This window comes from Actinomyces sp. ZJ308 (genome assembly GCF_011752065.1).
Taxonomy (GTDB): domain Bacteria; phylum Actinomycetota; class Actinomycetes; order Actinomycetales; family Actinomycetaceae; genus Actinomyces.
This window is the reverse complement of the sequence record NZ_JAAIJY010000001.1, coordinates 171,847-187,099: the sequence shown is the minus strand read 5'-3', so window position 1 is coordinate 187,099 and position 15,253 is coordinate 171,847. Positions and strand designations below refer to the sequence as shown.

Annotated in this window: 13 protein-coding genes; 7 read left to right on the top strand and 6 right to left on the bottom strand. The window is 71.9% G+C overall.

The genetic code is table 11. The features are described 5' to 3' along the window. Nucleotides 1–54: 54 nt before the first annotated feature. From HCR68_RS00795 to HCR68_RS00780, 4 genes are read left to right on the top strand one after another with little or no spacing between them, the layout of a single operon-like run. On the top strand, nucleotides 55–756 hold the full coding sequence (locus tag HCR68_RS00795; RefSeq protein WP_243858848.1) for a DUF4129 domain-containing protein: 702 nt from the start codon (nucleotides 55–57) through the stop codon (nucleotides 754–756). Further along, nucleotides 753–1,955 (top strand): DUF4350 domain-containing protein, encoded by a 1,203-nt coding sequence (locus HCR68_RS00790; protein WP_167145260.1) that lies wholly within the window; start codon nucleotides 753–755, stop codon nucleotides 1,953–1,955. Before HCR68_RS00795 ends, HCR68_RS00790 begins: the two co-directional genes overlap by 4 nt. Beyond that, nucleotides 1,952–3,058 (top strand): MoxR family ATPase, encoded by a 1,107-nt coding sequence (locus tag HCR68_RS00785; RefSeq protein WP_167145258.1) that lies wholly within the window; start codon nucleotides 1,952–1,954, stop codon nucleotides 3,056–3,058. The genes HCR68_RS00790 and HCR68_RS00785 overlap by 4 nt, the downstream gene beginning before the upstream one ends. A gap of 55 nt (nucleotides 3,059–3,113) precedes the next feature. Continuing rightward, nucleotides 3,114–4,406 (top strand): DUF58 domain-containing protein, encoded by a 1,293-nt coding sequence (locus HCR68_RS00780; RefSeq protein ID WP_167145257.1) that lies wholly within the window; start codon nucleotides 3,114–3,116, stop codon nucleotides 4,404–4,406. 26 nt (nucleotides 4,407–4,432) lie between these two features. Here HCR68_RS00780 and HCR68_RS00775 read toward each other — a convergent pair whose 3' ends face one another. After that, the gene (locus HCR68_RS00775; protein ID WP_167145255.1) at nucleotides 4,433–5,428 is read right to left on the bottom strand and encodes a stage II sporulation protein M; all 996 of its coding nucleotides are present in this window, start codon (nucleotides 5,426–5,428) and stop codon (nucleotides 4,433–4,435) included. Between the two features lie 14 nt (nucleotides 5,429–5,442). Between HCR68_RS00775 and HCR68_RS00770 the strand changes: the two genes are divergently transcribed. Then, on the top strand, nucleotides 5,443–6,330 hold the full coding sequence (locus tag HCR68_RS00770; RefSeq protein WP_167145253.1) for an RDD family protein: 888 nt from the start codon (nucleotides 5,443–5,445) through the stop codon (nucleotides 6,328–6,330). A 57-nt stretch (nucleotides 6,331–6,387) separates the two neighbouring features. Here the strand turns inward: HCR68_RS00770 and HCR68_RS00765 are convergent, their stop codons facing one another. After that, the gene (locus HCR68_RS00765; RefSeq protein WP_167145251.1) at nucleotides 6,388–6,633 is read right to left on the bottom strand and encodes a Trm112 family protein; all 246 of its coding nucleotides are present in this window, start codon (nucleotides 6,631–6,633) and stop codon (nucleotides 6,388–6,390) included. Beyond that, complete coding sequence (locus HCR68_RS00760) at nucleotides 6,630–7,064, bottom strand: DUF3499 domain-containing protein (protein WP_034513320.1); 435 nt, start codon at nucleotides 7,062–7,064, stop codon at nucleotides 6,630–6,632. Before HCR68_RS00760 ends, HCR68_RS00765 begins: the two co-directional genes overlap by 4 nt. A 60-nt stretch (nucleotides 7,065–7,124) precedes the next feature. On the opposite strand from HCR68_RS00760, the gene HCR68_RS14055 reads away from it, so the two are divergent. Beyond that, entirely contained in the window at nucleotides 7,125–7,601 is a 477-nt protein-coding gene (locus tag HCR68_RS14055; protein WP_243858833.1) for a metallopeptidase family protein, read from the top strand. Nucleotides 7,602–7,696: 95 nt separating this feature from the next. Here HCR68_RS14055 and HCR68_RS14415 read toward each other — a convergent pair whose 3' ends face one another. Genes HCR68_RS14415 through HCR68_RS00740 form a run of 3 tightly spaced genes read right to left on the bottom strand, consistent with a single transcriptional unit; the run spans nucleotide 7,697 to nucleotide 14,072 of the window. Beyond that, nucleotides 7,697–9,604, bottom strand: a complete 1,908-nt coding sequence (locus tag HCR68_RS14415) for a DUF5719 family protein (protein WP_167145249.1) — start codon at nucleotides 9,602–9,604, stop codon at nucleotides 7,697–7,699. Beyond that, nucleotides 9,601–13,755 carry a glycosyltransferase gene (locus HCR68_RS00745; RefSeq protein WP_167145247.1) on the bottom strand — a complete coding sequence of 1,385 codons (4,155 nt, stop codon included), beginning with the start codon at nucleotides 13,753–13,755 and terminating at the stop codon, nucleotides 9,601–9,603. The genes HCR68_RS14415 and HCR68_RS00745 overlap by 4 nt, the downstream gene beginning before the upstream one ends. Further along, nucleotides 13,752–14,072, bottom strand: a complete 321-nt coding sequence (locus HCR68_RS00740) for a WhiB family transcriptional regulator (RefSeq protein WP_003779817.1) — start codon at nucleotides 14,070–14,072, stop codon at nucleotides 13,752–13,754. The genes HCR68_RS00745 and HCR68_RS00740 overlap by 4 nt, the downstream gene beginning before the upstream one ends. Nucleotides 14,073–14,400: 328 nt before the next feature. Here HCR68_RS00740 and HCR68_RS00735 point away from each other — a divergent pair, with 328 nt between their 5' ends. Further along, nucleotides 14,401–15,228, top strand: a complete 828-nt coding sequence (locus tag HCR68_RS00735; RefSeq protein WP_167145245.1) for a TIGR03089 family protein — start codon at nucleotides 14,401–14,403, stop codon at nucleotides 15,226–15,228. The last annotated feature ends 25 nt before the right edge of the window (nucleotides 15,229–15,253 follow it).

Genomic DNA, 15,253 nt, shown 5'->3' with positions numbered 1-15,253 from the left:
TCGCCCGTGGTGCGCATCCTGCCCTCCGCAATTCCGACCGGGTCCCCCGGACTCCTGCGCCACGCGGCCGGTGCCGCCGGCGCACTCGCTGCCAAGGCCCCAGCGACCCCGGACGCCGACGAGGCCAGGCGCGCCGCGCGCAAGGAGCTCTCCCGCTCCGTCTACCACGAGCAACCCAGCCTGTGGGACCGGTTCTGGGACTGGATCCTGGATCATCTCGATACCGGCAGCGTGGTTCCCGGGGTTCCCTCCTGGGTGTCGACGGCGATCGTCGTCATCGTCGGCGCCGTCGTCATCGCGCTGCTGATCCTCCTGGTCACCAGGATCTCCTCGGCACGCCGGGTGGAGACACCGTCACTGTCCGTGCTCACCGATGACCGCGACGCCGCCGCCCTGACCCGGGCAGCGGACGAGGCCGCGGAGCAGGCCGACTTCACCACCGCCGTCGTCGAGCGATTCCGCGCCATCATCCGCTCCCTCGACGAACGCGGGATCATCGACGAGTACCCGGGCATGACGGCCCTGGAGGCCGCTACCCTGACGCATCAGGCCCTCGGCGAGCACCGCGTCGTGCCTGCGCTGTACGAGGCGGCTCACCTGTTCGACGCCGTTCTCTACGGTCGGGTGGTCCCCACCGGCTCCCAGGACCAGCAGATGCGCGAGCTCGCCGACCAGATGACCACGGTGACACGCCCCACCAGACACGACAGGACCGTCGTCGAGCCCGTTGCAGCGGCCCCGGGGGCACCCGCATGAGCGCGCCCCTTCAGACGTCCCCGCCGAGTCCCTCCCAGACGGATGCCGCCTCCGACCAGGTGACGAATCCGCATTGGTCCCACCGCTGGCGCCGGTGGCGCCCGGTCGTCATCACCCTGGCCCTCATGCTCATCCCCGTTCTCATCACCCTGTGGACCCGTCCCATCACCTCCAAGGCTCCGTTGGCCATCGACAACCCCAAGGACTCGGGGACGATGGCCGTCGCCGAGCTGCTGCGCCATGAGGGGATCTCCGTGAGCAAGGCCGGCAACGTCTCCGAGGCAGTGAAGGCGAGCGGGAGCGGAACCACCATCGCCGTGGTCAACGCCGACCGTCTGAGCCAGGAGGACAGGCAGGCGCTGGCCCAGGCGGGCGGGGACGTCGTCGTCATCGGCGCCAGAGGCGGCAGCGACGCGCTGGCGGGGCTGACGGACATGACCAGCAAGGGCACTGCGGCATCCGGCTCCAACAACCTGGAACCGCAGTGCGCCGACACCGACGCCCAGGCCGCCCAGGGCCTGGCCGGCACGCGCGCCTCGGTGTCGCTGCACAGCGACGCCGACGCCATCGGCTGCTTCCCCGTGGACGAGGACCGTTACGCCTACGCCACCGACACCCTGCCCAGCGGGGCCACGCTGCGCGTCCTGCCAGACCCCGCTCCGGTCACCAACAAGCACCTCGCCCAGGAGGGGAACGCAGCCCTGAGCGTACGCGCGCTGGGCCACCACGACCGCCTCCTGTGGTTGGACGGAAGCCGAGTTGAGACCGCCACCGTGTGGAACTCCCCCTCCACGCCCGCCTGGCTGCCGGTCCTCATTCTCCAGCTCCTCGTCATGGCCGGCGTTCTGGCGATCGTCCAGGGGCGTCGCTTCGGCCGCATCATGAGCGAGGAGCTGCCCGTCGTCGTACGCTCCACCGAGACCACGCAGGCACGTGGACGCCTCTACCGCCAGGGCTCGGACCGCCCTCGAGCGGCCGAGGCGCTGCGCTCGGGGACCGCGCTGCGTCTGGGCGCCGCCCTGGGGCTGCCCCCGGGGAGCTCACGACGCGATGTGGTGGCCGCCATCGCCCAGGCCTCAGGCATCGACCCGGCCACGGTCGACTCTCTTCTCTACGGTCCACCACCGACCAGTGACCGGGCCCTGGCCGCCCTGGCAGTTCAGCTCGACCAACTCGAGAGCGAGGTTCACTCCGCATGAGCACGGACAGCACCGACCCCACCCGCGACCCGAGCGCCACAGGTGGCGCAGGCACCGGTGGCCACCACCCGCCATCTCGCCCCCAGGGGCCGAGCGCCCCGGAGACCCCCGGCGCCCACCGCGCCTCTCAGCCCGCCCCTCGGGCCGACACCGGCACCGACCCGCGCCGGCGGCTGGTGGCGGTGCGCAGCGAGGTGGGCAAGGCCGTCGTCGGCCAGGAAGCCGCAGTGACCGGGCTGGTCATCGCCCTGCTCGCCGGCGGGCACGTCCTGCTCGAGGGGGTTCCGGGAGTCGCCAAGACCCTCCTGGTACGGTCGCTGGCCACCGCGCTTGACGTGGAGACCAAACGCATCCAGTTCACCCCCGACCTCATGCCCGGAGACGTCACCGGCTCCCTCATCTACGACTCCCGCAGTGCGCAGTTCTCCTTCCGAGCCGGGCCGGTCTTCACCAACCTACTCCTGGCCGACGAGATCAACCGCACTCCGCCCAAGACGCAGTCGGCGCTGCTCGAGGCCATGGAGGAGCGTCAGGTCTCTGTCGACGGCGAGCCCCTGGGCCTGCCGGATCCGTTCATGGTGATCGCCACCCAGAACCCGGTGGAGTACGAGGGGACCTATCCTCTGCCCGAGGCCCAGCTGGACCGGTTCCTGCTCAAGCTGGTGCTGCCCCTTCCCGAGCGGGCTCAGGAGATCGAGGTCCTGTCCCGCCACGCCTCGGGCTTCGATCCGCGCAACCTGCCGTCTGCCGGGCTGAGAGCGGTGGCCGGGGCCGAGGACCTGGCTCTGGCTCGTTCCCAGGTGACCACCGTGGGGGTGACCCCCGAGGTGCTGGCCTACGCGGTCGATCTCGTACGCGCCACGCGCTCCATGCCGTCGGTGGCGCTGGGGGTCTCCCCCCGCGGCGCCACCGCGCTCCTGGCGTCATCACGGGCCTGGGCATGGCTCGCCGGTCGGTCCTTCGTCACTCCCGATGACGTCAAGGCCCTGGCCCTGCCGACTCTGCGCCATCGCATCCAGCTGCGTGCCGAGGCGGAGATGGAGGGCATCACCCCTCAGTCCGTCATCGAGTCCGTGTTGAGAACCGTGCCGGTGCCTCGCTGAGACGCGGCCCGGGAACACCGATCCGATCACCTGACCGACTCACGACAGGAGTGGCATGTTCCTGACGATGCGCGCCGTGTGGGCGCTGCTTCCGGGGATCGCCCTGGTCCTCATCGCGCCTCGCCCGGCAACCGTGCTGGCCTGGGCCGGTGTCGTCCTGGTCCTCGTCGTGATCGACATCATCTACGCGCCCTCGCCCCGTCTGCTGCGGGCCTCGCGAGCCGTGGACCACGGGGTGCGGCTGGGCGAGTCGATCACCTCGACGCTGACGCTCACCAACACCGGTCGGCGCACGATCCGGCTCCTGCTGCGTGACGCCTGGCCCCCCAGCGCGGGAGCGACCCACGAGCGCGGAAGGATGACCATCCCCCCGACCCAGCGCCGTCGTCATTCCACAGTGCTCACGCCCCAACGCCGAGGGGATCGTGAGGCGGGACCACTGACCGTCAGGGTCACCGGGCCCCTGGGTATCGCGGGGCGGCAGGCCTCCCTGGCGGTTCCGGCCACCGTCCGGGTCCTGCCTGCCTTCCGCTCCCGGCGCCACCTGCACTCGCGCCTGGCCCGGCTGCGGGAGATGGATGGACGCAGCGCCGTCATGGTGCGCGGCGAGGGAACCGAGTTCGACTCCCTGCGCGAGTACGTCGTCGGGGATGACGTGCGCTCCATCGACTGGCGCTCCACCGCCCGCCGGGGCGAGGTCCTGGTGCGAACCTGGCGCCCGGAGCGAGACCGGCGCGTCCTCATCATCATCGACTCGGGCCGGCTGTCGGCGGCCCGCCTGGGGGACGCTCCTCGGCTCGATGCCCAGATCGAGGCGACCCTGCTGCTGGCCGCCCTGGCCTCTCGCGCCGGCGACCGGGTTGACGTCCTGGCCCTGGACGACGCCGTCCGCGCCCAGGTGAGGGGCAGCACCGGACCGGTGCTCATGACGGCACTGGCCGACCAGCTGACGGATGTGGAGCCGCGTCTGACCGAGCTCGACTGGACGCTCCTGGCCTCCCGGGTACGCACGGTGCTCTCGCAGCGGGCCCTGGTGGTGGTCATCTCCGCCCTGGACGGCAGCGGCGGGGACGCGGCGATGATCCGCACGCTGGCTGCTCTGGCCCATGACCACACGGTCGTTCTCGCCTCGGCGCTGGATCCCGAGCTGGAGGAGCTGCGGACCGGACGCGATGACGCCGACTCCGTGTACGTGGCCGCCTCGGCGGAGAAGGACGTGGTGGAGGTCGACGCCGTGCGCCGTCGTCTTCGCCGCGGCGGGGTGGAGGTCGTCGAGGCCCCCGACCAGGGGCTCGCCCCGGCTCTGGCCGACTGCTACCTGGACCTCAAGGCGGCGGGGCGACTGTGATGCTCAGGCACCCTGTGGCGCCGTGCTCAGCCGGCCTCGGGCTGGACGTAGCCGGCCTCGTTCTCCTCCAGGTCCCCCGTGGCTCCTGCGGCGACAGCGGAGCGTCCCAGGATGAGCGTGTACGCCCACAACAGCCCCAGTGCCCCGGCTCCGATGGTGATCTTGACCGGCCAGGCAATGGGGGCCGGGGTCACGAAGGCCTCGATGAGGCCGGCCACGGCCAGGGCGGCGGTCAGGCCCACGGCCACCGTGATGAGGGCTCGCCCCTCCGTGGCCAGGGCCGTGAAGCGGCTGCGGGGGCCGGGGACCAGCATGGTCCAGAACAGCTTGAGGCCGGCGGCGCCCGCAACGAAGATGCACGTCAGCTCCAGCAGCCCGTGAGGCGAGATGAGGGAGAGGAACACCCTGAGCATGCCGTGGTCGACCATGACCGCCCCGGCCTGTCCCAGATTGACGGCGTTGGCGTAGAGCATGTAGAGCGGCAGGACTCCGGTGATTCCGCTGGCCACGCAGATAGCCGCGATCCGAGCGTTGTTGGTCCACACCTGGGCGGCGAAGTCGGGGGCGGAGTAGGTGGAGTAGTAGGACTCGAAGGCCTCGTGGGCGTACTCGTCCAGCCTTTCGGGACTCCCCAGGGAGGCCATGGCCTCCGGGCTGTGCAGGGTCCACACCCCCACCACCAGCGCCAGGGCGATCTCGGCGACCATGACGCCGCAGGTCCACCAGCGGATCCGGTAGAGGGCCGCAGGCACTGCCTGAAACATGAACCGGCGCATCGAGTGGGCGCGCACCTCCCGGGTCCCGGTCAGGCGGCCGCGGGCCGTCGCCACCCGGGAGGAGAGCTCGGCGATCAACTGAGGATCCGGCGCCGCCGAACGCACCCGCGACAGATGGCGGGCACAGGTGCGGTAGAGGGACACGAGCTCGTCGGTCTCAGCACCGCTGAGGTGGCGACGCCCCACGAGCACGTCGAGGCGTTCCCACTGATCACGGTGCGCTGCAGCGAAGGCATCAAGATCCACGCAAGGAGTTTGTCATGGTGACCGATTCGTCCACATCCTCCGAGCGGATGATCGAGCGCGAGCTCCTGGTCACCGGGGAGGCCGTCGCCCTGGAAGTCGTCCCGGCGACGGTCGTCAACCGCATCATGTCGGGGCTCATCGACTACTCCGCCTACCTGCTGGGCGGGTTCCTGTCCATGTCCGCGGTGCGGTTCCTGATCATCGGCGCAGACCCTGAGGCGGCCCTGGGTGAGAACGCCGCTTTCATGAATGCGGTCCTCGCCCTGGTCGCCCTCGCCTGGGCGGTTGTCATCCCACTGCTCATCGAGCTCCTCAGCGGGGGGCGGAGCCTGGGGCGCATGGTGACCGGCACCCGAGTGGTGCGCGATGACGGTGGCACCGTCAGGCTGCGCCACTGCCTGGTGCGGACGCTGCTCGCCTTCGTCGAGATCTGGTCGACCTGGGCATTGCCGGCCCTGTGCTCCAGCGTCGTCTCCAAACGGGGCAAGCGGTTCGGGGACATGCTGGCCGGCACCTACGTGGTGCGTGACCGGCACCGCTCCGCCGAGGTTCCGCCCCTGCTCATGCCCCCTGAGCTGGCCGGCTGGGCGGCGGGTACGGACCTGCGCGCTCTGCCCGGTCGGCTGAGCCTGACGGCCCGGACCTTCCTGCAGCGAGCCTCGGTCCTGACTCCCGGATCCCGTTCTCGTCTGGGAATGGAGCTGGCCGCCCAGGTCCAGGGATACGTCTCTCCCCCGCCTCCCCCGGGTACGCACCCCGAACGGTTCCTCGCCGCGGTGCTCAGCGAGCGCCGTAATCGCGAGCTGGTGCTGGAGAGTCGCGACCGCCACCTGGAGCAGGAGGTGCTTCAGGACATGGCGCGCCCGCCCTACGAGGTCGGCAGGCAGGCCCGACGGCGCTGAGCGGGCCCCGTCCGACCTGGAACGGAGCGTCCGGAAAGGACCTGCGGACCGCCTTGCTCAGGCCTGCGGTTCAGGACTGGGCCCAGGAGCGCGCAGCGCCTCGTGGACCAGGAGGATCGGGACGCCGTCGCGCACCGGGTAGGCCAGACCCGCACTCGGGGAGATGAGCGCCGGTTGGCCGGCGTCGTCGATGCCGTCGATGAGCTCCTGCCCGCTGAGCGGACAACGCAGGGAGGATCGCAGCGCCGGGGAGAGCGTCGACTGCTGCGCCTGGAGCCCGGCGTCGTGCGAGTCATGGTTCATGCGTCGTCCTTCTGCCCGCGCAGGACCCGCAGGTGGCCGCGCCGCAGGATCTCGTCCTCGGCGACCTCCGGCGGAGGCGGCAGCGGGGCGGTGAGGGAGGCCGGCATGATCCCACCGGGTCGGGGCCGGTGCTCGGCCGGCGAGGCGACGGGGCGCGGGGCGCGGGAGGCCTCGCGAACGGCGTCGGCCAGGGCCAGGAGGTCGTCCTCGCTGGGAGGCGCCGGCTCGAACTCGGTGGCCAGTCGGATGATCTGCCAGCCACGGGGCGCGGTGAAGGAGGAGACGTGCTTCTCGCACAGATCGTAGGCCTCGGGCTGGGCCTCGGTGGCCAGTGGCCCCAGCACGATGGTGGAGTCCGCGTAGACGGAAGTCAGGGTGGCCACGGCGGGGCGCTCGCAGCCGGGCTTGCGGCAGTGTCGGACTCTTCTCACGCCCGCAGGTTACCGTGCCGCTGCCCGACGGTCATCCAGACGGCGCCTAGGCTGGCGGGTGTGACCGACCTGTTCCCCTTCTCGCCCGGGCAGATTCCGCCGCGATCCGCCGCTGCGCCGGCGCGGCGCCCGGCCAGGCGTCGTGATCGTCACGGCCGGGGCCTGCGCGGTCCGCTCCTACCACCGAACCTGCCGGCCTGGCGGACCCGGGCGGAGCGCTTCGACGAGCTCGTCGTGGACTCGGCCCAGGACCTGGCCCGGCGTTGGCCGTCCGTGGACCAGATCCAGTTCGCCGTCGAGGAGGTCCCGCCCTCGGACCCGGCGCCCTGGGAGCGCTCGGTGGTGCTGGGGCGTGGTTTCACCGCGGAGCCGCACGCGGGGCTGCCTGCGAGGGTCGTCATCTACCGGCGGCCGGTGGCCTCCCGTGCCACGGATGAGGCGGACCTGACCGACCTGGTGCGCCGCGTCGTCGTCGAGCAGGTTGCCCTCATGCTGGGACGCCGCCCCGAGGAGATCGACCCGGACTCGAGCCGGTGAGACGGCCCCGTCCTCCTCGACCCGGACATCTTTCGCGTGGCCGGGCGGAATTCCTGTTGGGCTCCGCGAAGAATGCCCGGCTCGGTGCGAAGCAGTCAGCCCAGCAGGATGCGGCGCTGGGCCTGAGCGGCGGCGTCGGGCTGGGCGGGCACCGTGGAGATGAGTGTCCCGGCCAGGTCTCCCCCGGCCTGCGCCGTCACGATCGTGGAGGCGGCCAGTCCGCTGGACGTGCGCGACTGGCCCGTGGAGCTCTCCCGTCCGGCCGCGCTCAGACGGACGGCGGCGACCTCGGCCGGCACCTCGACGACGACGGCGCTGCCCTTGGCGACGGCGACGTCCTGGCTCCATGAGCCGTCGATGGAGGAGACGGTGACGGAGGTGGCGGGGCCACTATTGGCCACGGTGACCGCGGAGGTCAGGGAGGCCGCACGTGGCACGGCCAGCAGACCGGAGTCGGCGGCACCCGGCAGAGCGGCCTGCGCCCAGGCCTGGTCATGGACGAGTGCCTGGGAGCGCTCGGGGTACTCGCCGCCGCTTCGCACCATGCGCACGGCGGCTCCCACCGGCGCGCTCGAGGTGACCTGAACGCCGTAGGTGCCCGCGGGCACGCCGGCCAGCGAGATGTCGAAGACGGAACCGGCGTCGATGGCCACCGACTGCGCCCCGGCCAGCGGACGGGGCCCGTCCTTGCCGAGCATGGTCACCGACACGGTCGCCCGGGACTGCCCGGGGTTGACGATGCGCACGGCCGGGGTGTCGGAGGAGTCCGCACCGGTCGTGGCGTCGGGGACCTCTCCCTGTGAGGCGGGCTCGACGATCTCCACCCCGGGGACCACGAGGTCGGTGGCCGGGGCCGCTCCCGGAGTGATGACGTCGGTGCCCGCGGGAGTCTCGCCGTCAAGGGACTCGGTGACGAGGGTGGGCACCACGGACCCGCCGTCGGCCTCGACGGACACGGCGATGCGCGGGTCCTGGCTCCCCTTCGTCTCCAGGGTCAGCGAGGAGGAGCCGCCCGCGGGGACGGTCACCTCGCCGTTGCTGGGCAGAGGGAGGCGTCCGATCGAGCCGTAGAGGTTCACTTTCGCGGTCGCCGGGGTGGCGCCGGGGTTGGTCAGGCGCAGCTCGGCGGACGAGCCGGCCGCGATGGAGCCGCCCACGATCCAGGACATGGCCGTCGGCTGGGCGCAGGGGGCGGTGGTGAGCCCCCGCAGGTCGCCGCTCTGGGTCAGGGTGGTCACCGAGCCGACGGCGTTGGCGACCTGGCCGTCGATGGGGGCGAAGGTGAGGATGCCGCCGTCGGCGGTGCTCAGGGAGGTGGTGGCGTCGGTGGGGATGGTTTGGCCGGCATAGGTGGCGGACTGGATCGTCTCGGCCCCGTCGGCGGGAATGATGGTGGTGGTCGACTCCATCGCGCCGACGTCGGTGCCCCGCAGCGTGTTGGTGGGGGCGTGGGGACACACGTAGGTGGTGGCGGCTCCGGGCTCGGCCAGGCTCAGGGCCTCCAGCTGCGGAGTCGGGGTGGTCGGGGCGGCGTGCCCCCACCAGGTGACTCCTCCGACGGCGCCGGCGAGGACGATCGAGGTCAGAATGCCGACGCCGCGAGCGATCGACTGACCCACGGTGCGCCGGCGCCGTCTGGAGTCCGCGCGGCGCCTCCTGGAGGAGGTGCCCGGCTCCGGGCCGCCCGAGGCGTCGGAGTCGGAGTCTCCGGTCTCAGCCGAGTCCGGCTCGGCGGTGCCACCGTCCGGGCCGGAGTCCCGGCTGCCGTCGCTCTCCTCATCCTGACTCGAGGCGCTGTCGGCCGCGGCCTCGACGCGCTCGGCCCCGGATCCGGGACGGGGCTGCCCGTCGGCCTCCTCCGTGGCCACCTCGTCAGCGGCCTGCCCCGGCTCCAGGCTCGCTACCTCGCGCTCCGCAGGTCGTGGCTCGTTCTGGTCCTGCTGCCTGTGCTGGTCCTGCTCGTCCTGCCGGCCGGCGGCATCGTCATCGCGGGGCTGAGTCATGAGGCCATTTCCTTTCCGCGTCGCAGGGGCAGCGCCGCCACCAGGGTCAGGGCCCAGACGGTCCAGATCGTGTAGGTCACGGCGGCGGTGGACCGGCGGGTGTGGGTGATGACCAGCTCGCCGCCCTGAGCGCCGACGGCGAAGCTCTGCTTCCAGCCGCCGTCCCGGGCGGGGACCGAGGTGGGCTCGAGACGCCGACCATCGAGGGTGGCGTTCCAGCCGGCGTCGGCCCGCTCCACCATGACAAGGGTGCGGCCCTCCGAGCCGGAGGGGATCCGGGTGCGGGTCCCCGAACCGGTGCCGGTGGAGGCGACCGGGGCGGCCTCTCCGCCCGCGTCGATGAGGCTCAGGCGGGCCGAGTCGGGGTGCGCCGAGGACGTGACGCGCCAGGAGTTGCCCGAGGCGGTCTGGGCGAGCTGCTCCAGGCCGGGCGTGGAGGTCAGGCCCACACGAGCCTCGGCGGTGACGGCGTCACCTTCCTTGTCCGCGAGCAGGACGACGGCGATGCCGTGGGCCGCCAGGGCGTCGGCGACCTCCTTGTCCTGTCCGGCAGTGGCACGGGTGACGATCTGGGCGAGCTCGGCGTCGGCCGGATCCTCCAGGACCACACCGGAGGAGGCCGTGCTGCTCCCGCCGTCCTGAGTGGCGCCGGTGGGCCTGAGACGGGGGTCGGCCAGGGCGCCCGCGGCCCGGCTGCGCGCCTCTGCGTTGACCGCCCCGGGAAGGACGTCGCTGACCTGGGTGCCGGGCCCGCGCCAGATGGTGGCCTGAAGCCCCTCCGAGGTGGAGGTGAGCTCGAGGACCCTGCCGGCCGTCCCCGAGCTCTGGAACTGCTCGGCGATGAGGGGGACCTGCTGAGTGGTGGGGTGCAGCGCCATGACCTGCGGGTTGCTGCCGCGGTGGGCCTGGTGGGACCAGATGGCGCCGACCATCACCGGGGCGAGCAGGACGAGGCATGCGGCGACCACGAAGGCGGTGCTCAGCCACCGCCGGCCACCAGGCGCCTCGGACGCAGCGGACGACACGGCCTCGGCGTCCTTCCGGCTCCTGCGCGCCAGCGCCCTGCGACCGTCGCCGGCGCGCCGTCCGATCATGCCCCAGATGGCCTCACCGGCAGGCAGCGCAGCGGCGAGGAAGCCGCTCAGTGCCAGGGATACTCCGGCCCCGGCCCACCCGTTGACAGGCGTCATACCGGCTCCGGTGACGTCACCCCCCAGACCGGTGGGCGTGCGCACCGAGATCCCCGCCAGGACCAGGCCGCCCAGGGCCAGAAGGACACCGGTGCGGGCCACCCGGACGCGCCGGGAGATGAACAGGCCGACAACGCCGAGGACCGGGACGAGCAGAAGCAGCATCCGGACCATGACGCCCAGGGCGCCGGAGGGGACGACGGCGTCCATGGCCACCGGCGATCCGGCCAGCAGGTCGAGGCTGCTCGGCGTCGGCACGGAGACGGGCAGACCGATGTCGGTCAGCAGCAGGCGGACGCCCTCGGCCCAGCCGTCCCTCTCCCCCAGCCGCCAGGCGCTCCACCAGGCCGGGGCGGCGGTGACCACCATGGGAACCAGGGTGAGAACGAGCTTGAACCCGCGTCGCGTTGTGACGGACAGCAGCAGGATGATAATGGTCAGCACGGCCGCGGTGGCCGGAACGGCCGCGACGACGATGCTCAGCAGCAGGCCGGCGACGGCCGCCGCCGTGGCCGAGCCGTAGCCGTACTTCTCGGTCTGGGGCAGGTCGACCTGGGTCTCGGGAGCGGCCGGGTCGGGGGCGTTGAGGGACTCGAGAACCTCGCGGGCCGTCGCCAGGGCCGATGCCGCCCGGCTGGCCTCCTCCTCGTCCTCGCCCCGGTCACGGCCGGTCTCGTCCTCGACGCCGGCGGAGGCCTTGACGCTCGTGACGCCCGAGCCCGCGTCCATGTTGTCCGTACTGGCCGAGGCCTCGTCGCGCAGGCGCGCCTGCTCATCGGAGCTCGACTCCGGCTCCTCGGCCCCGTCGACCATCTCGTCGTTCTCACGTTCGCCGGCGCTGTCCTCGGTCTCATCGCCGGCAGTGCCCTCAGCACTGTCCTCGGCACCGTCCTCGGTGCTCGCCTGGGCCTGCGCCTCCTCGTCGAGGTGGGCGAGGTCGGTGACTCTCTCGCTGGAGAAGCGGTCGAGCTCGTCCCGCTCATCATCAGTGAGCAGGTGGGCCCCCACGAGTCCGGACAGGACGAGGTCCCGCCGGTCAGCACCCACCGCACGGGCCAGGGCCAGCAGCCCCCAGGGAAGGACGAGGTGAACCAGGAGCGCTCCGAGACGCCCCTGCCCCAGAGCGAGCAGGAGGCTGGGCGCCAGGGCCCACACGAGCGCGGCCCAGGCCCGCAGGGCCACCTTCCGGGTCATGGTGCCGGCGGCGAACCAGGCCCCCAGGGCGGCGAGCGGCACGGCCAGGACCACCAGACCGCCGACGAGAGAGCCCGTCCCCAGTCCGATGAGCCTCCCCAGTGCCGCCGGACCGGCAAGGATGGCCAGCAGCGGGGTGACGCCGCCGGGGTAGCCGTCCGCGGTGGAGATCCAGGTGGCCCAGGCGGTGTCCCACAGCTGCCGCCAGCCGCCGCTGAACAGAGGCAGTGCCCCACCACTGACCGAGCGGGTGAGCAGCAGTCGGGACAGTCCGTAGGTGCTCAGTGCCGTCACCAGCACCATGAGGGCGCTCAGGGTCCGACGTCGGCTGCGGGCCAGGGCGGCGAGCTCACGCAGCTCGAGCTCGCTGGGGGCGGCCGCGCGGGCACGCCGCTCGCGCTCCTGGCGGGTTCGGTCACGGCGCACGCCCCGGATCTCCGCCGGGGTCGCGTAGAGGCGCCCCAGCGCGGAGGCGGGCACCTTGGTGTGCCGGGCGAGCCGACGTCTGGCCGCCTTGACCCGTCGACCACGACCGGCCACGGCCAGAGCCGCGCCGAGCTCGTCGCGGGCGAGCGCCGGCGCCTTGGACGCCAGCCGCCACACGGCTCGCATCGCCCCGAGGATGACGAACCAGGTCAGCAGCAGGCCGATCGGCCGCGACGAGAAGGCCGCCCAGTTGGTGAGCTGGGCGCTGCGGCGGGCGCGGAAGGATCGTTCCGGGTCGGGCGCGGGGAGCCGGACCTCGATGGCCTCGGCGTCGGTGCGGGCCTCGGGGCGCGAGGAGTGGGAGACGTGGGCGGGCCGGCGCAGTCCCTGGTAGGAGGCCCGGCGGTGGCGGATGACGGCGGTGGGCTCGACGACGACCCGGTATCCGGCCAGACGCGCGGCGCGGGAGAGCTCCAGACCGTCGCCGAAGGGGCCGAGCCACGGGGCGATGCCGCCGATCTCCTCCCACACGGCGCGGTCGATGAGGGCGCCCGCCGTTCCCACGGCCAGAACGTCGCTGCGGTCGTCGTGCTGGCCCTGGTCGACCTCGCCGGGGACGATGTCGTTGGCGCGCCGGGCCGAGGCCGTGGCGCGCAGCCCGACCTCAAGAAGCAGCTCCGGGTTGTCCCAGCCCACCTGCTTGGGGCCCACGATCCCCACGGAGCGCGCGTTGGTCGCAGCGGTGAGCAGCTGCTCAAGGCAGTCCGGGGCGGGCGCGGAGTCGTCATGGAGGAGCCAGAACCACACCTGGTGCTCCGAGGCCTCCGGGGCGGCCTCGGTTGGGGCCACGAGCTGCTGCTCATAGGAGGTGATCGGCGAGAGCGCGCCGGTGGGGCCGGTGATGGGACCGGAACCGGTCAGCAGGAGGTCGCGCACGGAGGTGCGTGACCCACTTGAGGCGGCGTCGGCGTCCGAGTCATCCGCGCCGTCACCAGCCCCTGCGCTGCGTCGGCGCCGGTTGCCGGCGGCGACGAGCTCGGCGTAGGCGGCCAGCCCCCGGGATACTGCGTCCCCGAAGCTCTTGGCCTCCTTGACTCTCACGACGCGCACCGCGGTGACGGCATCGAGCCCCGAGCTCTCAACGAGCTCCTCGATCGGTGTCCCGTCCCCCAGGCCGTTGGCGCGCGAGGCGACATCGACGACGAGGACGACGTCGGGCGCGCAGGTCTGGGAGGCGATCGCGGTCAGTGTCTGCGCCAGAAACGGGCTCGCCCCGGCCGACACGACGACGGCCAGGGCTCCTACCCGACTGGCTCCCTGCGTGGAGCCGGTGCGGGTCATACTGCGCGACGCTTGAGCTTGCGCCGTTCGCGCTCCGACATGCCGCCCCAGATACCGAAGCGCTCGTCGTTGGCGAGGGCGTACTCGAGGCACTCCTCACGAACCTCGCAAGTCGCGCAGACTCGCTTGGCCTCGCGTGTGGAACCACCCTTCTCGGGGAAGAACGCCTCTGGGTCCGTCTGAGCGCACAGCGCGCGCTCCTGCCATGCCAGGGGTCCTTCATCGACGTCGTCGCCACCGCCGAAGAGGAGCGAGAGCACCTCTGCGTCAGGCTCCTCCGGCTGCTTCAGTGGGCCGTCGCCGAGGATGTTCCACATGCCGGCCTCCCTTCGATCCGAGCTTCTTGCCAGTAAGAATTACATGCGTGTGAGACAAGGCCAGTCAAGCCGGCCAGAGAAAGTTGACACTCTCGTGACCATCGACACCATTCCTTGATATCTCAAGGAATGCCCCCATCTGGTCGTCACCATATGTTGACTTCCTACAAATCCCCTGGGAGGCATCCGCGCCCTGCCTGACAGCAGCAAAATGCACGGTTTTCCAGAGAACTTCAGGGGCCCTGACGCACGATTCCATATTGACCCAACCGGCTGGGCGTAGCCAGGGAGATTCCTGAACGTCAGTAGATCTGCTTCAATCTGAACCATGCACGACTCGCTGCTTTCACTGCTTCCCGGCCCTCACGACGCCGACAGACCGTGGCTGAATTGTTATAGAACCGACGAGCGAGTCGAGTTGACCGGACACGTCCTGTCCATGTGGTCAGCCAAGATTGCGGGATTGATCACAGCTGAGTCCGCACCGGGTGACGGAGTTCATGTGGGACTCCCTCCGCACTGGCGCACGGTGGCCTGGGCCTGCGGGGCGTGGCTGGCGGGACGGACCGTGCTTCTGGGCAGTGGAGAGGAGATCGATGCCGCAGGCCTGACCCCCGAGCTGAGCGTGGCCTTCACACCGGAGGACCTGTGCGACGAGGCGGAGGTGCAGGTGCTGGTCCCCACCGCCTCCCTGGCGCTGCGCTGGCCGGGCGAGCTGCCCGCCCTGGTGCTCGACGGCGCCGCGGACCTCATGTCCTATCCCGACCGCTTCACACCGGTCAGTGCCGACGCCGACCTGCCCTGCCTCATCGATCTCACCACTGACCTCAACGCCGGCCTCACCGCGGGCGGTGCTCACGGCGGTGCACACGGCGGTGCACCGCGAGGATCACGGCCCATCACGCTGACGCGCGCCGAACTGGTCTCCCGGGTCGAGGCCGCTGCCGCAGCCGCAGGAGATCGGGACCCGACGGACTCACGGGCCGTCCTGGTGCGCCGCCCAGGGACTGCTCAAGCGCTTGAGGAGGTGCTGGTCGCCTGGCGCACCGGGCGCACGGCGGTGGTCCTCACCCCCGAGGCGGGCGACGACGTCGCCGCGGCCGCGATCCGCCAGGAGGGGATCACCGAGGGAGTCGCCGGGGCGCAGACCGACTGAGCGCCACTGGAGCACCGAGCACCAC